Raw genomic sequence first — 25,279 nt, 5'->3', positions numbered from 1 at the left:
CGACTCAGATTTCTTTAGTTTCAGCGAGCGCCGTCAACAGCAGCTCGCTGCCCATAATTCCAGTGATTTTGCGGGCATAATCCGGGTCGGTGGCGTAGCCCGCCTCCTGCAGCTGCTGCAGGTAGCGCTCACCGTCGTGGGCCTGTGCCAGCGCGCCCTGGTAGCGGGCGCTGCGGCTGATAAAGTCGGCGTAGTCACGCAGGCTCTCCTCGTAGGAGCCGTAGGCGCGAAAGCTCGCCTGCTCGCGCTGGGCGATACCGTTGCGATACTCCAGGGTACCGACCTGCACCCGCTCCCCGGACCAGCGCTCATCGGCCTTGATGCCGAAGAGGTTGTGGCTGCTGCTGCCGTCGGGCTTGAGCGGTACATGCCGGCCCCAACCGGTCTCCAGCGCTGACTGCGCCACCAGCACCTTGGGGTCCACCCCCAGGTCGGCGGCGACTTTCTGCGCCGTGGGGTAGAGGGTGCGCACGAAGTTCTCGGGGCTGTCGAAGCGCACGGGGCTGTCCAAACGCTCAGGGCTGTCCAAACGCTCAGGGCTGCCGAGGCGCTCGGGGCTCTCGAAACGGGCGGGGCCGGGAGCCGCCGGCAGCGGACGCTCCACGCCGGAATCCCGCTGCGCCGCCAGGGTCGCGGCCGGCAGCGGCCCGGGGGCTTCACCGGGCGCCTGCTCGGAGGATGACGACTGCTTGAGCATCGCCTCGACCGCGCTGCGGGCGGTGCGCTCCAGGGCCCGGTCAAACTCCGGCCGGGTAGAGGGCTGAGGCGCGGTCTTCATCGCCGACTTGGGGCTGAGCTGGCGCACCAGCACCTCGCTGAGCCCGATCCCCTGCCCCTGGCTGAGGGAGACGCTCAGCTCCTGGTCCAGCATCTGCTCGTAGAACTTGCTCTGGCTGCTGTTGAACAGGCCGTCCTGGTTGAAGGACTCGTTGGCTTTGCGCATGTTCTTGAGCAGCATGTTGAGAAACAGCGACTCGAACTGCTTGGCCACCGCCTCCAACGCCTCGGGGTCGTTGTTCTTGGCCTTTAGCTTGAGCTGATCGAGCCCCTGCAGGTCTGCGTAGGAGCGTATCGAAAAGTCTTTGTCCGCCACCGTGCCGGCCCTCGTTAAATCACCACCAGTTCAGCCTTCAGCGCCCCGGACTGCTTCAGCGCTTCCAGGATCGCCATCAAATCCCCCGGCGCCGCGCCGACGTTGTTGATCGCCTCGACGATCTCGTCCAGGGACGCACCGGGCTTGAAGGTGAACATGTGACCGCTGTCCTCATCCACCTCGATGCCGCTGCGCGGCGCCACCACGGTCGTGCCCTCGGAGAACCCCTCGGGCTGGTCCACCACCACGTCCTCGATGATGGAGACCGTGAGGCTGCCGTGGGTGATGGCCACCGGGGAGACTCGCACGTTCTGACCGATAATAATCGTCCCGGTTCGGGAGTTGATGATCACCTTGGCCACCTCTTCGGCAGGCGTCACTTCCAGGTTTTCCAGCACCGAGAGGTAGGTGACCCGCTGGTCCGCGTTGCGGGGCGCGCGCACCCGTACCGAGGTGGCGTCCAGGGACTGGGCCACGTCCGGCCCCAGCAGCTGGTTGATGCGCTCTGCCACTCGCCGGGCGGTGGTGAAATCGGCGTTGTGCAGGTTCAGCACCAGGTGGTCACCCTGGGCGAAAGGCGAGGGCACGGAGCGCTCCACGGTGGCGCCGTTGGGGATGCGGCCTACGCTGGGCACGTTGACGGTGACCCGGGAGCCATCGGCCCCCTCGACGCCAAGTCCGCCGACCACCAGGTTGCCCTGGGCCACGGCGTAAACATTGCCGTCGGCCCCCTTGAGCGGCGCCAGCAGGAGGCTGCCGCCGCGCAGGCTGCTGGCATCGCCGATGGAGGAGACGGTGATGTCCAGGGTCTGTCCCGGCTTGGCGAAGGGCGGCAGTTCGGCGTGGATCGCCACCGCGGCGATGTTGTCCGACTGCGGGCTGATCCCCGGCGGCAACGTCACCCCGAACTGGGCCAGCATGTTCTTGAAGGTCTGGGAAGTAAAACTGCCGCCATCGCCGGTGCCGCTCAGGCCGACCACCAGTCCGTAGCCCACCAGCTGGTTGGTGCGCACCCCGGCCACCGAGGCGATATCCTTGAGCCGCTCCGCCTGGGCAGTGCCGGCCAGCAGTCCCAGCACCAGGGTGGCGGCGACGAGTTTCAGTTTGTCGGCAAATCCAAACATCCTAGCGTCCTCAGAAGGGCCAAAGGGGGCTGTAGAAGAACTTGGTGAGCCAGCCCATCTGGCTGGCGTCGTGGAACCCACCGGTGCCGCTGTAAGTGATGCGGGCATCGGCCAGACGGGTGGAGTCCAGGGTGTTATCCGGGCGAATGTCCTGGGGCCGCACCAGACCGCTGATGCGGATGTACTCCTCGCCGGAGGTGAGGGTCATCCACTTCTCCCCCCGCACCAGCAGATTGCCGTTGGGCAGCACGTTCGCCACCGTCACGGTGATGTTGCCGCTCAGGCTGTTGTTCTGGGTCGCCTCGCTCTCGCCTTCGAAGCTGCGGGTGCCTCCATCCAGGGTGGCGGAGAGGGGCTTTCCGAACACGGTCAGCTCCTTGCCCAGCACCTGGGGAGTGGCGATTTCGACGCTGCTGCTCTTGTCCACCTCGTTCTCGGCGCTCTTGCTGGCCTGGGTGCGCTCGGTCAGGACCACGGTGATGATGTCCCCCACCCGCCGTGCATTGCTGTCCTCGTACAGGGAGAGGCCGTGGCCGGCCTGGTAGATGGAACCGTTAACGGGCTTGGGCGGCATCATCGCCGCCGGCGGCACCGGCGCGTAGTAGGGGTTGTCCGGGCGCGGCGGCTTGCTGACGCAGCCGCTCAGGAGCCCGAGCGCCAGCCCCAGTACGAGGATCTGTTTTAGCCCTGTGAGTTTCATATCAACGGTCCCGCCCGGTTTTCAGGTTAAAGCTGCTGGGTGACGAAGGAGAGCATCTGGTCGGCGGTGGAGATCACCTTGGAGTTCATCTCGAACGCCCGCTGTACCGTGATCATCTCCACCAGCTCCTCCACCGAGTTCACGTTGGAGTTCTCCAGCGCTCCCTGCACCACCTGGCCCAGGCCGTCCAGGCCGGGCTGGCCGATGGTGGGCGCACCGCTGGCCACCGTCTCGATAAACTGGTTGCTACCGATCGCCTGCAGGCCGGCAGGGTTGGTGAAATGGGCCAGCTCAATGGTGCCCACCTGGGTGGCGGTGCCGGTGGAGCCCTGGGCCAGGGAGACCACGCCGTCGACCCCGATGGTGAGGGAGGTGGTGTCCGCGGGAATATTCAGCTGCGGCTCCAGCAAAAAGCCCTCGGCGGTGACCACATCGCCGTTCTGGTTGAGCTGGAACTGGCCGTGACGGGTGTAGGAGATGGTCCCGTCAGGCTGAGTCACCTGAAAGAACCCATCCCCTTCGATCGCCAGGTCCAGGTTCTGTTCGGTGATCTCCAGGGTGCCCTGGGTGAAGATTTTCTGGGTACCCACGGTGCGCACCCCGGTACCCAGCTGAAACCCCGAGGGCAGCTCGGTGTTGTTGGAGGACTGGGCGCCCGGCTGACGCTGCACCTGGTAGAGCAGGTCTTCAAACACCGCCCGGTCGCGCTTGAAACCGTCGGTGTTGGCGTTGGCCAGGTTGTTGGAGACCACCCGCAGGGCGGTATCCTGGGCCGCCAGGCCGGTTTTGGCTACGAAAAGTGCACCTTGCATAAATTCCTTCCCCTTACTGGCCGCGCCCTCTCAGCGCGACGCAAAAATCAGCTTGAAACCCTTAACCCAGATTCTGCAATACCCGTGCCGCCGAATCGGCGTTATCCCGGGCATCGGTGAGCATCTTCAGGTTCATCTCGAAACGGCGCGATAGGTCGATGATTGAGGTCAGCTCGCTGACCGCGTTGACGTTGCTGCTCTCCAGATAGCCACTGGCCAGCTTGACCCCTTCGTCCAGCAGCGCAGCCCCGCCGTTCTCCAGCTGCATCAGGCCGTCAGCCCCCTTCACCAGATCGGCCGGATTGGGGTTGACCAGCTTGATCCGATCCACCACCGCCAGGGCGTTAGGCGCATCGCCCTGGGCCCGCACGCTGATGGTGCCGTCATGGCCGATGTCCACCTTGGCTGCCGGCGGCAAAAAGATGGGGCCGCCCTCGCCCAAAAGCGGCAAACCTCTGCCTGTCAGCAGTTGCCCGGTGGCATCAATATGCAGCTCTCCGGCCCGGCTGTAGGCCTCGCTGCCGTCCGGGCGCTGCACCGCCAGCCAGCCGTCGCCGTCGATGGCCACATCCAGGTCGCGGCCGGTGGGATTGAGGGTACCGTGGCTGAGGTCGCTGGCCGGACGTTCGGTCATGGCGTAAACCCGGCTCTGATAACCCTCGCCGATCACGGGCATGGCGCGGGCCTGGGCCAGGTCGGCCTTGAAACCGGTGGTGCGGACGTTGGCCAGGTTGTTGGCATGGGAGGTCTGCGCCAGCATCGCCTCCGTGGCCCCGGTCATCGACAGGTACATCAGTTTGTCCATTACATCCCCCTCGTTCGTTGGTTGCCCTCGTGCCTTTTCTCACTGGCACGGAGCGGCGTTAGAACTGAGAATGCAATGTGGATGCCAACATTTAAGCGCACGCAAAAAAGCACGGCCTGAGCGGGGTCAAACCGTGCCTGAGGTGCTGCGGGCGGGGCGCGGCAGAGCCGGCCCCGGCAGGATTACTGGATCTGCAGAATGGTCTGGGTTACCGAGTTCTCTGTCTGCAGGGTCTTGGAGTTGGCCTGGAAGTTACGCTGCGCCTCGATCAGGGCCACCAGCTCCTCGGAGAGGTCCACGTTGGACTGCTCCAGCGCCGAAGAGCGCAGGGCGCCGTTCAGACCGGACCCGGGCGGGTTGAGGATCGCCTGCCCGGAATCCAGGGTAGCGCTCCACTCGGTGTTGCCGGTCGGCTGCAAGCCCCCCTGGTTCTCGAACGTGGCCAGGGCCACGATACCCAGGTTGGTGTTCTGGCCGTTGCTGAAGCTGGCGACCATGGTGCCGTCCTCGGCGAAGCTCACCCCGATCAAGTCCCCCTTGGTGAAACCATTCTGGCTCGAGGCCTTGACGATCGACTCGGAGGCGAACTGGGTGGTGCCGGTCAGATCCAGCTGCAGGTCGTTACGCGGGTTGTTATCGCTGGAGGTGCGGCGCTGCTCGGATTCCGGAATGGTCGGATCCGCCCCGAGGATGGAAATCAGCGGCGCCTGGCCGTCGCTGCCCACGTTCTGCCCGTTGACCCGCAGCAACGCACCGGTGGTGGTATCGAACTCGATCGGGATCGGTCCGGGCTCGGTGCCGTCACCGTTGACAAAGGGAATGTCCGCGCCGATATCCAGGAGCTCCTCCCCATCGAGGTAGGCGTAAAGCTGGTAAACCCCCTGGTAGCTGTTGTCGCCCGCTTCCAGCTCGGCCAGGGCAGAGGGGTTGGACGCGACCCCCGCGTCAGGCTGAGAGTAGACCCCCACCGCCAGGCTCGAATCATCAATCGCCAGCTCCGGCTGATCCCCCAGCTCAGGCTTGTAGGTCACCACGATGCGCTGGTCGTTATTCGGGTCGACCGACACCGATTCGATATCCGGGTTGCGCTCAATGATGGCGTTCTCTTCCCGGGCGATGGCCAGGGCAATATCGTCTCCGGTGTCACCGGGCTGGATGGTAATGTCGACGCCGCCAAAGCTAATGGTGGAGTTGGGGGCGATGCTCGGGTCCGCCGGCAACAGATCAATCGCCTGCTGCTCCCGCGCGTTGATGGCGTTTTCACCGTCAAAAGAGCGGACGGTCGGATCCGGGTAGGTACCACCGGTAACCAGCACGTCCAGCTCGTCCACCTCACCGGCGGAGGCAAAGTAATCCACCACCAGGGCATTGCCGACGACGCTGACGCTCTTGATGCGGCTATCGAAGTCGATCGAGGGATCGCTCTTGGCGGCGTCCAGTGCAGCCTTGGCCGCCGAGGCGACGTCACCGGCGGTGTAAGGCACGGAGAACGGCCCGATGGGCAGACCGGCGATGCTCAACGAAACGTCGGGCACGGTGCCGGCGGGAGAAGGATCACCGGTGAAGGTGTATTCCTGGCGCTCGAAGCGGGGCGCCATCTCCACCATGTCCAGCTTGAGGGTATGCTGGTTACCCAGGCTGTCAAAGATCCGGCTGCTGTTGCTGAAGGTATAGGTCTTGGCATCGTCTGGGTTGTACGGGCGCAGCAGGGCTTCGGCCTCGTCCCGGGAGTCGATGTTGAAGGAGAGGTCCACCTGGGTGGTACTCTGGGGCTCGCTCTCCTTCTGGGAAACGGCCAGGTTGCCAACAGGCAGCTGGTTGCCCAGCTCGTCGAGGCCGAAGCCCTGCAGGAACTTGCCGTTCTTGGTGACCACGTTGCCGTCCTTATCCAGCTCGAAGCCGCCCGCCCGGGTGTAGGTAACACCGCCCTGGGAGTCGCGCAACTGGAAGAAGCCGGAACCGTCGATGGCCAGGTCCAGGTTGTTGTTGGTGAACTCGATGGTGCCCGCGGTGAAGTCCTGGGCGATATCGGAGACGGTGACACCGGCGCCGGGGTTGTTGGTGGCTCCGGCACCGACCACGACGGTGGTGAAGATGTCGGAGAACTCGGTACGACCTGCCTTGAAGCCCACAGTACTGGCGTTGGCGATGTTGTTACCGGTAACGTCCAGCTCGTTGGTAGAGGCCTTGAGGCCGGTGATTGCAGTGTTAAAAGCCATGACTAAACCTCTTTACCCGATCTGCTTGATCTCATCCAGTGACACCGAGTCACCGTCTGCGACGTTGATTTTCATTCCAATCCCGTTCTGACCCAGGGTGACGCTGTCCACGTTCTTGCCCAGGAACACCTGGACCGCGGTGGGCTCGCCGTTGACCTGGGCGGTCACCTCAAACCGGTAACCGTTGAGCGCCATGCCCTCCTCCAACTGCCACTCGAAGGGCACGTCGCCGGCAGACTGGGGCCCCATGGAGATGCGGTCCACCTCGCTGCCGTTGGCATCAAAAACCGAGATCACCACGTCGGAGGCGCTGGTGGGCAGCTCCGCCACCCCCCGGATCAGCCCGGTGATGGGGTCCGCGTTCACCGTGTCAGACGCCACGAAAACCGTCTGCCCCACCATGGAGGAGGCCTGCAGGGCCGCCTGACTGGAGAGCATGGAGCTGGTCAGCCCTTCCATGGATTTGTTCAGGTTGGTGATCCCCTCCACCATGCTCATGTCGGAAATCTGCTGCATGAACTGGCCGGTATCGGCCGGGCTGGTGGGGTCCTGGTTCCGCAGGTTGGCGATCATCAGCTGCATGAACATGTCGCTCTGCGACTGCTCAGCCTTGATCTCATCCCGCTTGTTCAGCTTGGTGAAGGCGTTGTCGGTGTGATTGTTAACGCCGTTAATGTCAGCCATCGTTTACCTCCCCCGGGGCTTTTTACCGCTCGGGTCCGTTAATCCTGTCTAGCCCTGCCCCAGGGTCAGCACCCGCTGGGTCATCTCCTTGGCGGTGTTCATGATGTCGGCGCTGGTCTGGAAGGAGCGCGAGGCCGAGATCATGTTGGTCATCTCCTCCACCACGTTGACGTTGGGGTAGAAGACAAAGCCCTCTTCGTTCGCCATGGGGTGGTTGGGTTGGTACTGGGGCCGGAGCGGCGCCTGGCTCTCGACGATGCCCGTGACCTCAACCCCCCGCCCGGCGCTACGCTGCAGCGCCTGGTTCGCATTATCGAAGCCCTGGGCCTGCTGCAGCGCCACCGCGAATACCGGGTGCCGGGCACGGTAGGTTTCGTCGATGCTGCTGCTCACGCTCTCCGCGTTGGCGATGTTGCTGGCGGTGGTGTTGAGACGGATCGACTGGGCGCTCATGCCCGAGCCTGCGATATCAAAAATATTGGAGATGGACATAGCGATTACTCACCCCTGATGGCGGAGGTCAATCCGCTGAATTTCCGGTTCAGGAAGGTAAAGCTGGCCTGGAAGCGCAGCGCATTCTGGGCGTACTCGGCCTGCTCTTTCTGGACATCCACGGTGTTGCCGTCAATCGACGGCTGCAGCGGGTTGCGGTACATCAGCTCGGCCGCCATGCCGGGATCGATAAAGTCGCTGGCGTGGCCGGCGCTGGTACGGCTCATCTGCAGATCCTCCCCCTGCTGGCCCGCCAGGATGGCGCGAAAGTCCAGGTCCCGGGCCTTGTAGTTGGGGGTATCGGCATTGACGATGTTGTTGGCCAGCACCTCCGCCCGCTGCCCTCTCACCAGGAGCGCCTGGGGATGAATGCCGAGTGCTTTGTCGAAAGAGATGGTCATGCTCGCCTCTGCTTGCCGCTAGTACCTTTGACCTAGCTTAATGCAAGCAAGATGCCAACCATTAGAAGTCCGCAGAGACGGGGGATTGAAGGCGATTCAGGAGCCGCAGCAGCGGCAAAGCGGCAAGGGATTACCGCCTGCCGCCAAAAGCGGCAACCGGCAGGGCAGTGCTACTTGGCCCGGTAGATAATGCCCGGGTTGCAGTGGACCATCTCGTAGAGGTCGGTGAGGTGGCCGAGGGACTCGGACGCCCCCAGCAGCAGATACCCCCCGGGCTTGAGCTGGGAGTGAATTTTACGAAGTATCTGCTGCTTGAGATCGGAGGAGAAGTAGATCAGCACGTTGCGGCAGAAGACCACGTCAAACCGCCCCAGCATGCCGTAGCCGCCGAGCAGGTTAAGGCCGCGAAACTCCACCCGCGCCTTGACCTCGGGCTTGACCAGCCAGCTGCCCGTGGGCTGCTTAATGAAATAGCGCTGCAGCCGCTCCGGCGAGAGGCCGCGCCCCAGGGCAAGCATGTCGTACTCACCCCGGCGGGCGTGTTCGAGCATGGTGGAAGATATGTCGGTGGCGACGATGCGCTCGCCCCCGCGCAACAGACCCGGCTTAGTGCGTTTGACCTCGTCGATGGCCATGCTGATGGAGTAGGGCTCCTGCCCGGAGGAGCAGGCCGCAGACCAGATTCGCAGGGGCTGCCCGCCCAGTTTGGCAGACAACTCGGGCAGCAGCTGTTGTTGGAAAATCGTGTACGGATGGATGTCGCGAAACCAGAGCGTTTCGTTGGTGGTCATGGCATCGACCACCCGCTCCTTCAACCGGTTGCCCGCCGCGCCCTGCATCTTCTTCACCAGGTCTTCAAGGCTGGCGCAACCCTGCTCACTGAGGATATGACTCAGGCGACTACTGACCAGGTACTCTTTGTTGTCACCCAGCAGAATGCCGCAGGCCTCTTCCAGAAACCGCCGAAACAGCTGGAAGGCCTGGGGCGAAATCTGTACGCGTGGCGCAATGGTCTGTCTCTGCATTAACACATCATCCAATAAAACCCGCGGCTGGAGCCCTCATGCTCGCCGTCCGTGTGCCCTGCGAGTACAAATTGTTAAGCAACACCGTCTCTAACAAGGTTGCCAAATCGCCCGGAGCCGCGCTAGACCGCCCGCAAAGCGAGCCGCGTGTGAACCCGCTCGGCCAGCTCGTCGGGCTGAAACTTGGCCAAAAACTCGTTGGCCCCCACCTTCTCCACCATCGCCTGGTTGAACATGCCGCTGAGCGAAGTGTGCAGCATAATGTGCAACCCCTGCATACGCTCATCTGCACGCAGCGAGGCGGTCAGCGTGTACCCATCCATTTCCGGCATCTCGATATCCGAGATCACCATCAGGTACTCCCGGGGGACGTCGCGTCCGGCATCGGCCTCGCGCTGCAGAAAGGTCAGCGCTTCCTTGCCGTTGTTCAGGGCCGTCACCTCAATATCAAGCCCCTGCAGACAGCGCTCCAGTTGCTTGCGGGCTACCGAGGAGTCATCGACCACCAGGACCCGCGGGCGTTCGCCAGCAGCGCTTCGAATCTGCTCGGCCAGTTCCGGGGCAACCGCTTCTGTCTGCGGCGCCACCTCCGCCAGAATTTTCTCGACGTCGAGGATCTCGACCAGTTTGCCATCGAGCTCGGTGACCGCCGTCAGGTAACCACTGGTGCCGGCGCCCTTCGGCGGCGGATGAATCTCTTCCCAGTTGGTGTTAACGATTCGGTCCACCTTCTGTACCAGAAAGCCAAGCACCTGGCGATTGTACTCGGTCACGATTACAAAGCAGGCAGCGACATCCGCCACCGGCGCAGCCCCCATGGAGGCCGCCAGATCCAGCACCGGGATAGCGCTGCCACGGATCTGCGCAACGCCCCTGACCCCCGCCTTGAGCTTGGGCATCAGGGTAAGCTTGGGGCACTGGATCACCTCCCGAACCTTAAACACATTGAGCCCGTACAGCTGCTCGCCCTGCAGACGGAATAAAAGCAGCTCCAGCCGGTTCCTACCTACCAGCTGGGTGCGCTGGTTAACACTGTCAAGGAGCGTGGTCATCGGTACCTTCCCACTTGCTTGCGTCGGTTCCTGAGAAAGCTTTAAATAACGGGAGAAGCGCGTTTCTCCCCGTGCATACAGCCGCCCAAAAGCGGCTTGGATGCACCTCATGAAGACAGCACAGCATAGGGCATTTCGGTGTTCAACGGTAGCTCAACTCTGGGTAAAGTCAGCCTTTTTTTGCTGGCCTGGCTGACGCATATCCCCCTGGCAACAGCCCTTCCCGGGCCGCTGCTGGAGCAGGCCAGGGAGTATGTGCAGTCGAGCCTGGCGGTCGCGCTCCAACCCGGCGACCGGGTCGAGATCCAGTTCGCCCCCTCCCACTCGAGACTGCAGCTCAGCCCCTGCGGCGAGCCACTGCGCTTTGAGTCAACACGCGCACTTGACCCGGGCCGCTTCTCCCTCAAGGTGGACTGCCGATACCCCAAGCACTGGAGCCTGAGACTCAACGGCGAAATCGAGGTCTTCGCCCCGGTACTGGTGAGCCGTCACGCACTGCCGCGGGGGACGCGCCTCGGTGCGGGTAATACGCAGGTTCGCGAAGAGGCGATCTCACGCCTGCGGGCAGGCTTTTTCCGCGCCGGACAGCCAACCGAAGGCTACGAAACCCTGCGGGCCGTGCGCCAGGGTCAGGTGCTGACCCCCCGCGACCTGGCCCCTCCGCTGGCGGTACTTCAAGGCGACAAGGTCACGATTACCGCCGGCAGCGACAGCCTGGAAATTCGCACTGAAGGCATCGCCCTGGAGGATGGCCGCCGCCAGCAGCAGATCCGCGTGCGTAACTCAGGCTCCGGCAAAGTGATAAGAGCCCGGGTCGTTTCCAGCGGGCTGGTAAGGGCGGGCCCCTGAGAGCCGGTCTGCGGCGGGCAAGCCCGCGGCGATTACTGTATACTGGTCGGCAGCAATCGGCGCAAAAAAGATTAAAGTTTCTCACCGCGCCGCCGATGCAGTAGCTGAACGAACTGTTTTTTTGAGGACATTGGGATGGCGATCGATCTGACAGGCTTGTCGTCAACAGCGACTTCGAGCAGCCGCACCCGGGTTGAGGGCAACACCGGCTCCGGCCAGCCTGCGAAAGGTGGCAAAGGGGTCGAAACCGCGAAGTCCCAACCGGAAACCGTCAAGTTGAGCAACCAGGCGCTGTCACTGCAGAAGCTCGAAGAGCAGGCCGCCGCCCTTCCCGAGGTCAACAGCGACCGGGTGGCGCAAATCAAGCAGGCCATCGACGAGGGCAGTTACCAGGTGAATGCCGACCGTGTAGCCGCCAAGATGATCGGCCTTGAGCAGCAGCTGTTCGGCTGAAGCCGGGCCTATGAGCATCAGCGTTTCTCAACAGTTCTATCATCTGATTCAAAAGGGCACCCAGCAACTGGGGGCCCTTTGTTCGTTGTGCGATGAAGAAAAGGCCGCCATCGAGGCCCACAGCGCAGAAGAGCTGATCAGCATCATCGAGCGCAAACGCGCCCTGCTGGCGGACTTTGCCGACAACGTCAACGCCCGCAACCAGATGCTGGCTGAACAGGGGCTAAGCCCCGACCCGAAAGGGGTCAGCAGCCTGCTGGAGCGGCTCGCGGGGGGCGAGCGCAAAGCCGTTGCCGATGCCTGGAGCAGGCTCGAACAGGCACTGAAAGAGGCGGCCCGGCTCAACGAACGCAACGAGCAGATAGTGCTGCGCAGCCAGAAGAACCTGGACCAACTCCTGCGCATCATTCGCGGCCAGGACGTACGCACCTCCCTGTACAACGATGCCGGCATCAAGGGGAACTACAGCGCCCAGAACACCCTTGGCAAGGCCTGAGTCACCTCGACTTCGACATCGGCCAAAGGTACAATCCCCCGCTGCAGCCTCCCCGTAGTTCAACGGATAGAATAGGGCCCTCCTAAGGCCTAGATACAGGTTCGAGTCCTGTCGGGGAGGCCACCACCACTCGCCACCGGTGGACGCCCACGGGGTCAACGCCAAAACTACCGGAAGCTCTGGCTCTTCGGTGTCGAAAGGCAACGGAAAAACGCTAACACCAGAGTTTGCCGATACGTGAAATACCTCAACACCCTCAACGCCATCCACGCCCATCTGGATCGCCTCGGCGACCTGCCGGTGTTCAGCGCTACCGTGAACCGCATTCAGCAGGTCAGCAGCTCCCCCGAGAGTGACGCCATGGCGCTCGCCTTGGCGGTAATGAAGGACGCCAACCTGTCCGCGCGTCTGCTGCGGCTGGCCAACTCCTCCCACTGCAACCGCGGCCAGGGCCGCATCAACGTCATTTCCCGGGCGGTGGTGCTGATCGGTTTTGACGAAATCAAGAGCCTCTCCCTCACCCTGAAGCTTATCGAGAGTTTCACCAACGATAACCCCGGCAACGAAATCACCGACCTGCTGGTGCGCTCTTTCGTTACCGCGGTGATCTGCCGGGAGGTGGCGGAAAAGGCCGGCGGCGACGACATCGAGGAGAGCTACACCTGCGGTCTTCTGCACGGGCTTGGCGAGATTGTGGTCGCCTACACACTGCCGGACACCTACAAGCAAATGCTGGCCGAGCGCACCCGCAACGAGCAGAGCTGGCACAAAATTCAAGTAGACAACCTCGGTGGGCTATTCAGCGACCTGGGCCAGGACCTGGCGGAGAGCTGGGGGTTTCCCCAGACCGTGGTGCAGTCCATGGATGCCCTGAGCGCAGAAGGATTACGGGGCAACGCGCGCCTCAATTTTCACCTGGCCTCCCTAGGGGACCAAGTGCTGCAACTGGTCTACGGCCATGACCGCTCGGGCAAACACAAGCTGAACGAGCTGCTGACACAGTTAAGCAAGAAAACCCGGGTCGATTCCGACGACCTCCACGGGAGCCTCAACAAGGCTTTCAAAATGGCCTGCGACCTGGCCCGCGACTACGGCATTCCCAAGCAACGCCTGATTCCGCCGCTACGCGACAGCGGCGATGAGCCGCTGGACGAATTCAACCGCAAAGTCGCCTACTACATTCACACCCGCCAGGACGTGAGCGATGAGGACGCACCAGCCCCTGCGGCCGCACAACAGCAGCCCGAGCGGCAGTCCGCACTAGCCCAGCGCCAGCTAACATGCCTGCAGGAGATCGGCGCGCTGGTGGAAGCCCAAACGCCGATTCAAAAGGTGCTGGCCAAGGTGGTTGAAGCGATCCACGAAAGCACCGGCTGCAACCGCGCCGGCTTCTGCCTGCTGAGCGCAGACCGTCAGAAATTGACGATGAAAATCGCCCGGGGCGAACAGATCGAAGCGATGCGAACCTTCTTTGAACTGAGCCGCAAGTCCCAGGCAGACACCTTCTTCTTTCGCCTGCTGGCCAAGGGCAGCCCCCTGCTGGTAATCGACTGCCAGGAGCCGAGTTGGAGCGAACGCCTGCCGGGACACTTCCTCACCCAGGTAAACCCGAGAGGCTTTATCCTGGCGCCGCTCGGCGTGGGGAGCAAGCCCCTGGGATTTCTCTATGCAGACAAGTTGAGCAGCGCCAATCCTGTCAACGAAGAGGACTTTCGCGCCTTCAACCAGTTTTTCATGCAAACCAAGATGGCGCTGGCCTACAGCCAGCAAAGGGGAACCAGCACGCCGGGGAGCGGCAAAAGCGCCAAGCCCTAGCTGGCGAGGTCTTCCGCCTCGCCGGCCTCGAGCTGACGCACCAGGCGCAGGTAGTTTGGATCGGCCTCCAGCAATCGCAGGCCGACCGCGCGCCCCAGATTATTGCCCAGCGGCTTGTCGTAAACGACAACCCCATCGAGGCGGAAAAAGCAGGTCCGCCCTCGACACGGGGACACCAGGTCCACCTTGATCGGCTCGCCCAACACCAGGGAACAATCCACGATCACATTCAGGCCGTCCTGGGACACATTGTCGGTACTGCCTGGAAACTGCTCGCCGTTCAAGCGTGTCAGCGTCGCCTTCCAGACCACGTGCAGGCGGGAAAACCCTCGTCGATCAATCGCCATAGCACTTCCCCCAACTCACAATGATGCATGCCACTCCACTATAGTTGATGCCGGGTATCCGAGCGTTGACCTAGGTCTAGCGTTTGGCCTGCCCGCCCACTCCAGACCGCCTCCTCGCCCCCTTGTCCGGGCGCTTCCCGCGAACTACCTCAACAGCTGGCCCAAGGGCCCCTCCGGCAGCTCTTCCAGGGAGAGGAACCCCAAACGGCGCAGCCGCTCCAGCTTCTCCTTGTGAGCACCGGTAAGGGGCAGCCGTTGCGCCAGGCGGATGTAGCGCTGGAACATGCGCATCCGCTCCTGACTGCGACTGGGCGTGTCCCGCGCCGCCTCCAGGAACAGCTGGGCCAGGTTCAGCAGTGCCTCCCCGTTCTGGGCATCGTACTCGAAGGCCAAACCAAAATAACGAATCGCCTGGCTGGGCTTGCCCGCCAGGTAGTTGCGCACCCCGATGCGGTTGACCTTGCGGCTCATCACCGGATCCTGAGCGGGTTTCTCCCCGCTCTCTGGGACCTGCGCCACAGCAGCCGGCGGAGGCGCCGGGTGCGGCGAGGGCGGCGCCAGGATTCGTTGGCGCATTTGTTCAATGTCCACCTCGCCCTCGACTGCCGCCGCCAGCCGATGCGCCTCCTGGTAACACTGTTGCGCCTGATCGGGCTCCTTCAGATCCTCGTGCAGTTGCCCCTTCACCAACTGGGTCTGCACCGCCAGGCGTGAATCGTCGCGAAAGCGCCGCTGAGCCCGTTCCAGCAGGCGCTCGACCTCGATGATATGATCCCGGCGCTCTGCGCCGCCGCTCTCAAGGGCCTGAAGGCGATGCACGTTGGCCAGCTGCAGAAACGGGACGGGGCTGGCATGACAGCTCTGCTCACAGAGCTGAACCGCCTTGCGGTAGGCGTGCTCCGCCACCGACAGATCCTGGTTCAGGGTTCCCAAGCGTCCCAGCTCAAGCTGGCGCCCCATCCCCAGTGGCGACCGCTGCGCCCCCTTGCGCAGCACCTCCTGGGCCTCGAGAGGGTTGCCCGTGGCCTCAAGAACCTGGGCCAGCAGGTCATAGGCGGGGGTCAGCAGGTCATGCTCGGCAATCAGCCGCTCCAGGAGCTGCTGCGCCGTTTCATACTCCCCCAGCAGGAAGTGACAACGGGCCAGGAAGTAGCCCGGCTGCAGATCCTGGGTGCTCCAGTAATAGCGCTCGAAAATCGCCTTGGCGGCAGTGTAGTCGCCGCTGTCCAGCAACAGGCGCCCCTTGATCAGCTGCGCCTGGGTGTAGTTGGGATCGGACTTGGGCAGCACCGTGTCACACAGGCTGATCGCACGGTTCACAGCCCCCCGCTCCACCGCACGTTCGATCGGCGCCAGCGCGGCGCGGCGGCGGCACAGGTGCTGCAGGCGCCGGCGCAACTGGACCATGGTAAAAGGTTTGGTCAGCACCTCGTCGGGCTGAATCTCAATGGCGAACAGCACCGACTGTTGGGAAGCGTCGCTGGTCATCAGCACCCAGGAGCAGGTGGGCTTGATCACCCCGCGATACCGAGCCTCCTCCAGCAACTGCAGCCCGGAGTAGCGGTCCTGAATATTGTGGCCGATCAGAATAAGATCGTAATCGCCCTCGCTCACCCAGTCGATCACCGCGGGACTGATGGTCTCTGCGGTCACCTGCTTGAACCCGATATCCTCAAGCATCCGCTTGATGGTGGCGCGAAAATTGCCGCTACTATCGATCAGCAGTACCTTGAGAGAGGCATAATCAATGGGGGCGGGCAAAGCGGGCTCCGGATCACAGGCAACTAGAGAGGCAACGTCGGCGCCTCAAAAGATAGCTTTTTGGTCACGGCGAAGCAATCAAAGGCAAGCGGCAGACCGGGGACGCAGCGATGTGATAGGCTGCAAACAGAGGGCTACCCGCCCCCGCTATGAGACCTTTGACTAAGCGAGCCGCCGCAGCGAATCTTTTAAACTGGGCGGCTTGCAAACCAATAAGAAGTAATCCATGGTCACGACCTATATCAGCCATCAGGACTGCGGCCTCCACAACATGGGACCGGAGCACCCGGAGAGCCCCATCCGGCTGCTGGCCATCGCCCGCCAGATCGAACGCAGCGGCCTTAACGAGCACCTGGTACAGATGGACGCGGTGCACGCGACCCCAGACCAGATCCACCTGGCCCACAACCCCCTCCACCCCAAGCGCCTGCAAATGCGGCTGCCCGAGAAGGGGGTCGTCTATACCGATGAGGACACGGCCCTCTGCCCCCAGTCGCTGCACGCGGCAAGCCTCGCGGTGGGCGGCACCATCCTGGCCACCAACCGGGTCCTGGCCGGCAAGAGCGACAACGCCTTCTGCGCGGTGCGCCCCCCCGGACACCACGCCGAACACAACATGGCGATGGGGTTCTGCTTCTATAACAACGTCGCCATCGGCGCCCTGCACGCGCTCGCACAGCCGGGCATTGAACGGGTCGCCGTGCTCGACTTTGACGTCCACCACGGCAACGGCACGGTGGATATTTTCAAAGACCGCCCGGAAGTGCTGGTCTGCTCCACCTTCCAGCACCCCTTTTACCCCGAACGCTACAGCACCCTGGAACGCCCCAATATCGTCAACTGCCCGCTTCCGGCCAACAGTGACGGCACCGCGTTTCGCCATGCGGTCGAGTCCCGCTGGCTGCCCGCACTGCAGGCCCACAAGCCGGACATGATCTTTATCTCGGCAGGGTTCGACGCCCACTGGGAAGACCCCATGGCGGACCTGAAGCTCAACGAAGAGGATTATCGCTGGGTCACCCAGCTGATTCTCGACACCGCCCGAATCTACTCGGGTAATCGTGTGGTGTCGGTGCTGGAAGGGGGCTACAACCCCTCTTCCCTGGCCTACAGCGCCCAGGCCCACCTGGAGGCGCTGCTGGGCTACTGAGGCCTATCGGCGCCGACGGCGGCGGCGCCTTTTCAAGTTAAGGGCGGTAGACCTTGACGTTTGCGTGGCCCTGCTCCTTGAGGTAAAGGGCGTGCAGCTGACTCATCACACCGCGCTCACAATAGAGCAGGTATTCCCGCTGCGGGTCCAGGTTAGGAAACTCGGTGGTCAGGCTATAGAAAGGAATCTTGATGATTTCAACCCCATCCACCTGCAACGGGTCGCGCTCCTCCTCGTCGGGGTGACGCACATCCACGATGACCTCTGAGGCCTGCACCTGGTCGCGGGTCTCGACCTCCACCTCTTCGCGGGCCTGCTGCTCAATCTGGTCGATACGCATAACCTGGGCCTGGGCGACGGCCTCCTCCAGCACGGAGAAATCGAACTTCTCCTCCTCCTCGACAATGCGCTCGGGCTTGGCGTGGGTGGTGGGCCGGTCAGAGATGACGCCGCAATACTCGGGCATGCTCTTGGCAAAGTCGTAGGTACCGATGGCTTTCGCCAGGTCAATGATGTCCTGCTTATCCGAGGTGATCAGCGGGCGCAGCACCAGCGTATCGCTGACGCTGTCGATCACCGACAGGTTGCGCAGAGTCTGGCTTGAGACCTGGGCGATACTTTCCCCCGTCACCAGGGCTTCGATACCCAGGCGCTCCGCCACTTCACCGGCGGCCCGCAGCATCATCCGCTTCAGCACCACCCCCATCTGGGAATGGTGAACCGACTTCAGAATCTCCGCCACGACCTCTTCAAAGGGGACGGTGATGAACTTGACCCGGTGGGAGGAGCCATATCGGCGCCAGAGATAGTAAGAGACCTGCTTGACCCCGGTTTCATGGGCCGCGCCGCCCAGGTTAAAAAAGCAGTAGTGGGTCTTGCAGCCGCGTTTGATTGTCAGGTAACTGGAAACAGTGGAGTCAAAGCCGCCGGAAATCAACGACAGGACCCCATCCTGGCTACCCAGGGGATACCCCCCCAGGCCCGGATAGCGGCGTTCGACGAGGTAGAGGGACTGGTCGCGCACCTCCAGGTTCACCGTCATATCCGGGTTGTGCAGGTCGACCCGGGCCGCCTCGGTGTGCTGCAACAGGCCGCCGCCCACGTAACGCTCCAGATCGTTAGAGGTAAACTCGTGTTTGCCGGCGCGCTTGACCCGGACCACAAAGGACTTGCCCGCCAAGGCCTCGCCCCAGGCCTGCCGTGCAAGCTCAAAGACCTCCTGAAAGCTCCCCAGGGGATGCTCCGTCACTTGCAGAAAGTAGGCGACCCCCGGGGTCTCGGAGAGGGCCTGAATCATCGCCTGCAACTGCTCGGGCTGCTCGGTGGTGGTTTCTACCACCACCTTGTCCCAGAGGCCACTGACCTTTGCCCCCTCGTCGATACGCCGCAGAATCACCTGAATATTGGACTGCAGGCGCTGAATAAAGCGACGCCGAACCGGCTTGCTCTTAATGGTGATTTCGGGGAACAGCTTGACGATAAATTTCATGGGAAGGCTTCTGGCTTGAAAAGGTCAGAAATTATACAGAAGCCTTGGCAGGGGGCCAAATCGCTCCGCCCTCGGGCGTCACTATCCTCGCAGGTCCGGCGAGGCGAAAAAGAAAGCCCTCGACTGAGCACGAAAGAAATGGCCCCTGGTTTTCACAGCAAGGAGCGACTTTTCCTTGAGCGAGATACTCGAGAGGATGATTCGGCGCTAAGCGCCTCACCCGTTCGGGGCCGCCACCTATGGCAACGTTCGCTTGCTGCGCTCGCGTCGAACCTGAGCGGTGCGCACCTGCCCCCGACTACGCACAAAAGAAAAGGCCCCCGACTTTCACAGCGAGGAGCGGCTTTTCCTTGAGCAAGATATGAGAGGATGATTCGGCGCTAAGCGCCTCACCCCTTCGGGGCCGTCGCCTATGGCGACGTTCGCTCGCTACGCTCGCGTCGAACCCGAGAGGCTCTCACCTGCCCTCAGCTACGCACAAAAGAAAAGGCCCCTAGTTTTCACTAGGGGCCTTTTCTTTCGTATGGCGCACCCGAGAGGATTCGAACCTCTGACCGCCTGGTTCGTAGCCAGGTACTCTATCCAGCTGAGCTACGGGTGCTTAAGCGACGATGCACTGACGGATCAACACATCTTTGTTAGGTGGCGGACCCGAGAGGATTCGAACCTCTGACCGCCTGGTTCGTAGCCAGGTACTCTATCCAGCTGAGCTACGGGTCCGCAATGTCGTGATGGCGGTGAGGGAGGGATTCGAACCCTCGATACCCGTTAAGGTATACGCCCTTAGCAGGGGCGCGCCTTCAGCCACTCGGCCACCTCACCGCGACAACGGCGCGTATAGTACCGAATCGCTTATAGAAATAAAAGAATAAATGCAGAAAAATCCAATCAGTCTTCCTGACTCTTCTCTTTTTCTTTCTGAATGCGCTGATAAATCTCCTCACGGTGAACGGATACGTCTTTGGGTGCATTGACGCCGATGCGTACCTGGTTACCTTTTACACCCAACACGGTCACGGTGACATCATCTCCAACCATCAATGTTTCACCCACACGGCGGGTCAGAATTAACATAAAGCTCTCCTTAACTAGTTTGATGCCTCCCTAGCAACTGGGCCGCGGGGTCCATACCCAGAACTAGAACTGAGTATAGACGGCATCAGAACTGTAGCTACTGCAGTTAAATTAAATACCAGATAGGACACGCGGAGGGCCTGTCCACGCCCTCCTTACTTACCATCAGGACTCGCTGACAACTTCCGGCGCATCCAGCTCGAAAGCGGAGTGCAGGGAGCGTACAGCCAGCTCCAGATACTTTTCGGCAATGATCACCGATACCTTTATCTCGGAGGTCGAAATCAACTGGATGTTGATCGCCTCCTTGGCCAACGCTGCGAACATCTTGCTGGCGACACCGGCGTGCGAACGCATACCCACGCCGACGATGGAAAGCTTGGCAATTTTGTTGTTGCCTGAGATCTCCCGGGCACCGAGCTCCTGGGCCACGCCCTGGAGAATCTCCTCGGCCTTTTCGAAGTCGTTGCGGTGGACCGTGAAGGTGAAATCCGTGGTCTTATCCTCCGCCACATTCTGCACGATCATGTCGACTTCGATATTGGCGTCGCTCACAGGACCGAGAATGCGGCTGGCGACACCGGGAATATCGGGCACACCCAATACAGTGAGTTTGGCTTCGTCGCGGTTGAACGCGATTCCAGAAATAACCGGCTTTTCCACTGCGCTCTCATCCTCTATGGTGATCAGGGTCCCGGGACCCTCTTGAAAACTGTGCAGCACCCGCAGGGGTACGTTGTACTTGCCGGCGAACTCCACAGCCCGAATCTGCAACACCTTGGAGCCCAGGCTGGCCATCTCCAGCATCTCCTCAAAGGTGATCTTGTCCAGTCGGCGCGCCCCCTCAACGACTCGCGGGTCGGTGGTATAGACGCCGTCGACGTCGGTGTAAATCTGGCACTCGTCGGCCTTCAGCGCCGCGGCCAGCGCCACCCCGGTGGTATCGGAGCCGCCCCGGCCGAGGGTCGTGATATTACCCTGCTCATCGACTCCCTGGAAGCCGGCCACCACCACCACGCGACCGGCCTTGAGGTCGGCCCGAATGGGCTGGTCATCGATGTCCTGGATGCGCGCCTTGGTGTGGGCACTGTCGGTCAGGATGCGCACCTGCCCGCCGGTATAGGAACGGGCAGGACAGCCCCGCTCCTCCAGGGCCATGCACAACAGCGCGATGGTCACCTGCTCCCCGGTGGAGACCAGCACATCCATCTCCCGGGACGAGGGACGCGTCTGCATCTCCTTGGCCAGGGCGATCAGGCGATTGGTCTCGCCGCTCATTGCCGAAACAACCACCACCACGTCGTCGCCGCGCTGGCGGAACCCACAGACCTTGTCGGCCACCGCCTGAATACGCTCGACGCTGCCTACCGAGGTTCCGCCGTACTTCTGAACAATCAGTGCCATCTTTGCTCTATCTCTACTCGGGGCCCGTCCTCAGGCCCGCTCCTGCACCCAATCGCGCACCGAGGCGAGCGCGGCCGACAGGGACTCGGGCTCTGTTCCGCCCCCCTGAGCCATGTCGGGACGCCCGCCGCCCTTGCCGCCCACCTGCGTGGCAACATGCTTGATCAGCTCGCCGGCCTTGAAGCGCCCGGTCAAATCCTGGGTGACGCCCGCGGCGAGACTGATTTTTTCTCCTTGCACGGCAGCCAGCAAAATCACCGCCGAGCCCAGCTTATTCTTGAGTTGATCCAGGGTATCGCGCAGCGCCTTGGGATCCACGCCCTCCAGCTTAGCCGCCAGCAACCTGACCCCGGCGACCTCGTCGGCCTGGGCCGCCAGATCGTTACCGGCGGAGCTGGCCAGCTTGGCCTTGAGCTGCTCAAGCTCCTTCTCCAACTGACGGTTGCGCTCGATCACCGAGCCCACTTTTTCCACCAGGGAGTCGCGACTGCCCTTGACCAGGCCGGTGAGGCGATCCAGGTTCTTTTCCGTTTCACCGATCCAGCGCTGTGCCGCCGGCCCCGTCAGGGCCTCGATACGCCGCACCCCGGCGGCGATGCCGCCCTCGGAGACAATCTTGAACCAGCCGATATCGCCGGTGCGCTGCACGTGGGTGCCGCCACAGAGCTCCATGGAGGCCTCCCCCATGCTCACCACCCGCACGTCCTCGTCGTACTTCTCGCCGAACAGCGCCATGGCACCCTTGGCCTTGGCCTGCTCGATGTTCATCAATTGGGTGGTGACCGGCAGGTTGGCACGGATCAGTGCGTTGACCGACGCTTCAATGCCCAACAGCTGCTCGCGGCTGAGGGCCTCGAAGTGGGAGAAGTCAAAGCGCAGCCGCTCGGCATCCACCAGCGAGCCTTTCTGGTTCACATGATCGCCCAGCTGGTCGCGCAGCACCGCGTGCAGCAGGTGAGTCGCCGAGTGGTTAAACGCCGTGGCCTGCCGGGCCTCGGCGTCGACCAGCGCCTCCAGTTCGGCGCCGGCGCTGAGGCTACCCTCGATCACCTTGCCGTGGTGCAGGAAGGCCTTGCCCTGCTTGGTGGTATCGGTCACCTGGAAGCAGACACCCTCGCCGCGCAGCAGGCCGGTGTCGCCAACCTGGCCGCCGGACTCGGCGTAGAATGGGGTCTCGGGCATCACTACCACCCCTTCTTCGCCAGCCTCGAGGCAGCTCGCCTCCTCTGCGCCCCGGAACAGCCTGGCCACTTTCGCCGGGCGCGCCAAACCGTCGTAGCCGGCAAACAGGGTTTCGGTATCCAGGGCCAGACTCTCGTTGTAATCGACGGCGAACTGACCGGCGGCCCGGGCGCGCTCACGCTGCGCTTCCATCTGCCGTTCAAAGCCCACCATGTCCAGCTCCAGCTCACGCTCACGGGCGATATCGGCGGTCAGGTCAACCGGGAAACCGTAGGTGTCGTAAAGGGTAAACACGGTCTCGCCGGGAATCTCCTTGCCATCAAGGTCGGCGATATCCTGCTCGAGGATGCGCATGCCCTTCTCCAGGGTTTTGGCGAACTGCTCCTCTTCCTTGAGCAGCACGCGCTCAACCTGGGCCTGCTGCTCGGCCAGCTCAGGATAAGCCGCGCCCATCTCGGCCACCAGGGCCGCCACCAGCTTGTGGAAAAACGCGCCCTTGGCGCCCAGCTTGTTGCCGTGGCGGATGGCCCGGCGCAGGATGCGGCGCAGCACATAGCCGCGACCCTCGTTGGAGGGGAGTACGCCGTCCACCACCAGGAAGGCGCAGGAGCGAATGTGGTCGGCAATAACGCGCAATGACTTGTGCTCCAGATCCTCGCAGCCGGTCACCTCGGCGGCGGCCTTGAGCAGATTCTGGAACAGGTCGATCTCGTAGTTGCTGTGCACGTTCTGCAGCACCGCAGCGATCCGCTCAAGGCCCATACCGGTATCCACGGAAGGCTTGGGCAGGGGCGCCATGGTGCCGTCGGCGGCGCGGTTGAACTGCATGAAGACGATGTTCCAGATCTCGATGTACCGGTCGCCGTCCTCTTCAGGGCTGCCGGGAGGGCCACCCCAGATTTCGGGACCGTGATCGTAGAAGACCTCGGTGCAGGGGCCACAGGGGCCGGTGTCGCCCATGGCCCAGAAGTTGTCGGAGTTGTAGCGCCCCCCCTTGTCGCCGATACGGACGATGCGCTCGGCGGGAACCCCGATCTGGTCGCGCCAGATCTCAAAAGCTTCGTCGTCCTCTTCGTAGACGGTGACCCAGAGCTTTTCCTGGGGCAGCCCGAACCACTGCTCGGAAGTCAGCAGTTCCCAGGCGAAACGGATCGCGTCCTGCTTGAAGTAGTCACCGAAGCTGAAGTTGCCCAGCATCTCGAAGAAGGTGTGGTGACGGGCGGTATAGCCGACGTTTTCCAGATCGTTGTGCTTGCCGCCGGCGCGCACGCAACGCTGCGAGCTGGTGGCGCGGGTGTAGCTGCGCTTGTCCGAGCCCAGGAACACGTCCTTGAACTGCACCATGCCGGCGTTGGTGAAAAGCAGGGTGGGATCGTTGCCGGGCACCAGCGGGCTGCTGGGAACCACCTCGTGGCCCTGCTGCTTGAAGTAATCCAGAAACGCCTGACGAATCTGCGCGCTGTTCATCTTCTTCATAAAGTACGTGCACCGACAAAAGCAATAACATCAAAAACGGGACGGATTGGACTATCTCGCCCCGACCCGCCGGTAAATACCACATCCGGCGCCGGAGTTGCAAAAACGCAATAGTATACAGCCTGCCCCGGAGCGAAGGAAACTACGCGTTCGGTTAAAAATAGGCACTTTGGACGCCTTTCTATGGTTGGTTGTTATCCAAGGGAAACAACTGTCACTATCGGCGCGAAGCGGACCTTTTTGGATGCCTAGGTGGGGCGGTTGGTTTGGGTGGTTCAACCTGCTTTGCCGAGTGGTTCGATAGCTTTTGTTGCGCCCACCCGGGCGCGTTCATTTCTTTTGCACGCGCAAAAGAAACCGAACCAAAGAAAAGCGCGCCCCAATCAATCGCCCTGCGGGTACGCGCCTGCGGCGCTATGAAAGCCAAACTGAGGCGGCCATACGCGCCATCCCCGGCACGGATGGCCGGATCGTCATCCCTGACGATCCCCTTCGGGCCATTTTCAGCTTGGCTTTCATCGATTGATAGGAGGGCCGGGTGCCAGCCTCACCTCATTCTCTATAGCTCGAAAGCTTACAAACTGTCGCAGGGAGCACCGTTCCTGCCGGCAGCACCTAGTTCCCTTTCGAAACCGATAACAGGCAGCCTGATCAGGCCCGAAGGGGGCCGTCATGGATGACGGTCCTGGGCGCCGCGGCAGGGATGCCGCGTCGCTCAGCCCAGGGTGACTGTTATAGCGCCGAAGGCGCGTACCCGTCAGGGCGGTTTCGTAGGGGTCGCCGGGGATCGATAAGGGGATGGCGACGCATCCCCTTATCCCGCCCGGCCGGGGCGGAATAAAACTTCGCCTACACGCCGAAAATGAGCCTAAAAAAACACCCGCAAGCGTCAGCTTTGCGCCGTATCGTGCCACTTCAAAAATCCAGCGCGTCCCGGTTCTCGAGCGCGTACTGCACCTGCTCGCCGGTAAAGCCGCGATAGCTGAGAAAACGCGCCTGACGGGCATATTCACGCCGATCCTCAGGCGGTGCCCCACCAAAACGCTTGACCTTGACCGCCAGCGCCCGTTCGAACCAATCCACCTCGCAATCCTCCAGCGCCAAGGCCTGGGTCTCGCTATCCACCCCCTTCTGGCCCAGTTCCTGGCGAATGCGCAGGCTGCCCTGTCCCCGCTCCACCCGGGCTCGAACAAAGCTTGCGGCGAAACGCACGTCACTCTGCAGCCCCTCCTCCGCCAGACGGTCGAGCACCCTGTCCAGCGCGCCCCCGTCGCCGGCACGGCCACGCAGTTTGTCGCTCAACTCGCGGCGGCTGTGCTCGCGACGCGCCAGCAACCCGATCGCCACCTCGTATAATTCCTGCTCTACCTCCAAGA

General features: G+C 62.4%; 23 protein-coding genes, 4 tRNA genes and 2 other RNA genes. 6 read left to right on the top strand and 23 right to left on the bottom strand.

Annotated elements, in window-relative coordinates:
- Positions 1-4 precede the first annotated feature (4 nt).
- From flgJ to JGZ97_RS09640, 11 genes are all read right to left on the bottom strand, one after another.
- Entirely contained in the window at positions 5-1,093 is a 1,089-nt protein-coding gene (gene flgJ, locus JGZ97_RS09690) for a flagellar assembly peptidoglycan hydrolase FlgJ (RefSeq protein WP_207062409.1), read from the bottom strand.
- A 14-nt stretch (positions 1,094-1,107) separates the two neighbouring features.
- Positions 1,108-2,217 (bottom strand): flagellar basal body P-ring protein FlgI, encoded by a 1,110-nt coding sequence (locus tag JGZ97_RS09685; protein ID WP_207062408.1) that lies wholly within the window; start codon positions 2,215-2,217, stop codon positions 1,108-1,110.
- Between the two features lie 10 nt (positions 2,218-2,227).
- The gene (flgH, locus tag JGZ97_RS09680) at positions 2,228-2,917 is read right to left on the bottom strand and encodes a flagellar basal body L-ring protein FlgH (protein ID WP_207062407.1); all 690 of its coding nucleotides are present in this window, start codon (positions 2,915-2,917) and stop codon (positions 2,228-2,230) included.
- A gap of 26 nt (positions 2,918-2,943) precedes the next feature.
- Positions 2,944-3,729 (bottom strand): flagellar basal-body rod protein FlgG, encoded by a 786-nt coding sequence (flgG, locus tag JGZ97_RS09675; RefSeq protein WP_207062406.1) that lies wholly within the window; start codon positions 3,727-3,729, stop codon positions 2,944-2,946.
- 61 nt (positions 3,730-3,790) lie between these two features.
- Positions 3,791-4,534 carry a flagellar basal body rod protein FlgF gene (locus JGZ97_RS09670; RefSeq protein WP_207062405.1) on the bottom strand — a complete coding sequence of 248 codons (744 nt, stop codon included), beginning with the start codon at positions 4,532-4,534 and terminating at the stop codon, positions 3,791-3,793.
- A gap of 182 nt (positions 4,535-4,716) precedes the next feature.
- Positions 4,717-6,753: a flagellar hook-basal body complex protein gene (locus JGZ97_RS09665; RefSeq protein WP_207062404.1), complete on the bottom strand. Its 2,037-nt coding sequence runs from the start codon at positions 6,751-6,753 to the stop codon at positions 4,717-4,719.
- A 12-nt stretch (positions 6,754-6,765) separates the two neighbouring features.
- Positions 6,766-7,437 carry a flagellar hook assembly protein FlgD gene (locus JGZ97_RS09660; RefSeq protein WP_207062403.1) on the bottom strand — a complete coding sequence of 224 codons (672 nt, stop codon included), beginning with the start codon at positions 7,435-7,437 and terminating at the stop codon, positions 6,766-6,768.
- 48 nt (positions 7,438-7,485) lie between these two features.
- Positions 7,486-7,929: a flagellar basal body rod protein FlgC gene (gene flgC, locus JGZ97_RS09655; protein WP_207062402.1), complete on the bottom strand. Its 444-nt coding sequence runs from the start codon at positions 7,927-7,929 to the stop codon at positions 7,486-7,488.
- A gap of 5 nt (positions 7,930-7,934) precedes the next feature.
- Positions 7,935-8,330 (bottom strand): flagellar basal body rod protein FlgB, encoded by a 396-nt coding sequence (gene flgB, locus JGZ97_RS09650; protein WP_207062401.1) that lies wholly within the window; start codon positions 8,328-8,330, stop codon positions 7,935-7,937.
- 170 nt (positions 8,331-8,500) lie between these two features.
- Positions 8,501-9,355, bottom strand: coding sequence for a protein-glutamate O-methyltransferase CheR (locus JGZ97_RS09645; protein WP_207062400.1), 855 nt, complete (start codon positions 9,353-9,355; stop codon positions 8,501-8,503).
- A 122-nt stretch (positions 9,356-9,477) separates the two neighbouring features.
- Complete coding sequence (locus JGZ97_RS09640; protein WP_207062399.1) at positions 9,478-10,407, bottom strand: chemotaxis protein CheV; 930 nt, start codon at positions 10,405-10,407, stop codon at positions 9,478-9,480.
- 138 nt (positions 10,408-10,545) lie between these two features.
- Here JGZ97_RS09640 and flgA point away from each other — a divergent pair, with 138 nt between their 5' ends.
- The 5 genes from flgA to JGZ97_RS09615 all read left to right on the top strand — a co-directional run bounded on the left by flgA (position 10,546) and on the right by JGZ97_RS09615 (position 14,020).
- The gene (gene flgA / locus JGZ97_RS09635) at positions 10,546-11,256 is read left to right on the top strand and encodes a flagellar basal body P-ring formation chaperone FlgA (RefSeq protein ID WP_207062398.1); all 711 of its coding nucleotides are present in this window, start codon (positions 10,546-10,548) and stop codon (positions 11,254-11,256) included.
- 135 nt (positions 11,257-11,391) lie between these two features.
- A complete protein-coding gene (flgM, locus tag JGZ97_RS09630) occupies positions 11,392-11,709 on the top strand; it encodes a flagellar biosynthesis anti-sigma factor FlgM (RefSeq protein WP_207062397.1) in 318 nt (105 codons plus the stop codon).
- Positions 11,710-11,719: 10 nt separating this feature from the next.
- A complete protein-coding gene (locus tag JGZ97_RS09625) occupies positions 11,720-12,205 on the top strand; it encodes a flagella synthesis protein FlgN (RefSeq protein ID WP_207062396.1) in 486 nt (161 codons plus the stop codon).
- 48 nt (positions 12,206-12,253) lie between these two features.
- Positions 12,254-12,328 (top strand) — tRNA-Arg (locus tag JGZ97_RS09620).
- 114 nt (positions 12,329-12,442) lie between these two features.
- Entirely contained in the window at positions 12,443-14,020 is a 1,578-nt protein-coding gene (locus JGZ97_RS09615) for an HDOD domain-containing protein (RefSeq protein WP_207062395.1), read from the top strand.
- On the opposite strand, the gene JGZ97_RS09610 is transcribed toward JGZ97_RS09615, so the two are convergent.
- Together JGZ97_RS09610 and JGZ97_RS09605 are read right to left on the bottom strand one after the other, a co-directional pair.
- Complete coding sequence (locus JGZ97_RS09610; RefSeq protein WP_207062394.1) at positions 14,017-14,367, bottom strand: PilZ domain-containing protein; 351 nt, start codon at positions 14,365-14,367, stop codon at positions 14,017-14,019. The genes JGZ97_RS09615 and JGZ97_RS09610 overlap by 4 nt on opposite strands.
- Positions 14,368-14,511: 144 nt before the next feature.
- A complete protein-coding gene (locus JGZ97_RS09605) occupies positions 14,512-16,128 on the bottom strand; it encodes a tetratricopeptide repeat protein (protein ID WP_207062393.1) in 1,617 nt (538 codons plus the stop codon).
- 226 nt (positions 16,129-16,354) lie between these two features.
- Here JGZ97_RS09605 and JGZ97_RS09600 point away from each other — a divergent pair, with 226 nt between their 5' ends.
- Positions 16,355-17,278 carry a histone deacetylase family protein gene (locus JGZ97_RS09600; protein ID WP_207062392.1) on the top strand — a complete coding sequence of 308 codons (924 nt, stop codon included), beginning with the start codon at positions 16,355-16,357 and terminating at the stop codon, positions 17,276-17,278.
- Positions 17,279-17,315: 37 nt separating this feature from the next.
- Here JGZ97_RS09600 and thiI read toward each other — a convergent pair whose 3' ends face one another.
- From thiI to JGZ97_RS09550, 10 genes are all read right to left on the bottom strand, one after another.
- Positions 17,316-18,767: a tRNA uracil 4-sulfurtransferase ThiI gene (thiI, locus tag JGZ97_RS09595; RefSeq protein WP_207062391.1), complete on the bottom strand. Its 1,452-nt coding sequence runs from the start codon at positions 18,765-18,767 to the stop codon at positions 17,316-17,318.
- Between the two features lie 181 nt (positions 18,768-18,948).
- A non-coding RNA gene (locus JGZ97_RS09590) (RtT sRNA) lies at positions 18,949-19,076 on the bottom strand.
- 44 nt (positions 19,077-19,120) lie between these two features.
- A non-coding RNA gene (locus JGZ97_RS09585) (RtT sRNA) lies at positions 19,121-19,249 on the bottom strand.
- Positions 19,250-19,291: 42 nt separating this feature from the next.
- A tRNA-Arg gene (locus JGZ97_RS09580) sits at positions 19,292-19,368 on the bottom strand.
- Between the two features lie 42 nt (positions 19,369-19,410).
- Positions 19,411-19,487: transfer RNA gene (locus tag JGZ97_RS09575), tRNA-Arg, on the bottom strand.
- A gap of 12 nt (positions 19,488-19,499) precedes the next feature.
- Positions 19,500-19,589: transfer RNA gene (locus tag JGZ97_RS09570), tRNA-Ser, on the bottom strand.
- Between the two features lie 66 nt (positions 19,590-19,655).
- Complete coding sequence (gene csrA / locus JGZ97_RS09565) at positions 19,656-19,841, bottom strand: carbon storage regulator CsrA (RefSeq protein WP_207062390.1); 186 nt, start codon at positions 19,839-19,841, stop codon at positions 19,656-19,658.
- Positions 19,842-20,006: 165 nt separating this feature from the next.
- On the bottom strand, positions 20,007-21,245 hold the full coding sequence (locus tag JGZ97_RS09560; RefSeq protein WP_207062389.1) for an aspartate kinase: 1,239 nt from the start codon (positions 21,243-21,245) through the stop codon (positions 20,007-20,009).
- Positions 21,246-21,275: 30 nt separating this feature from the next.
- The gene (gene alaS / locus JGZ97_RS09555; RefSeq protein ID WP_207062484.1) at positions 21,276-23,894 is read right to left on the bottom strand and encodes an alanine--tRNA ligase; all 2,619 of its coding nucleotides are present in this window, start codon (positions 23,892-23,894) and stop codon (positions 21,276-21,278) included.
- A 924-nt stretch (positions 23,895-24,818) separates the two neighbouring features.
- The gene (locus tag JGZ97_RS09550; protein WP_242521654.1) at positions 24,819-25,277 is read right to left on the bottom strand and encodes a regulatory protein RecX; all 459 of its coding nucleotides are present in this window, start codon (positions 25,275-25,277) and stop codon (positions 24,819-24,821) included.
- Between the last annotated feature and the right edge of the window lie 2 nt (positions 25,278-25,279).

Source organism: Motiliproteus sp. SC1-56 (assembly GCF_017309075.1).
Taxonomy (GTDB): Bacteria; Pseudomonadota; Gammaproteobacteria; order Pseudomonadales; family Balneatricaceae; genus Motiliproteus.
The sequence above is the reverse complement of the archived record's forward strand: the minus strand, read 5'-3'. Positions and strand labels throughout refer to the sequence as shown.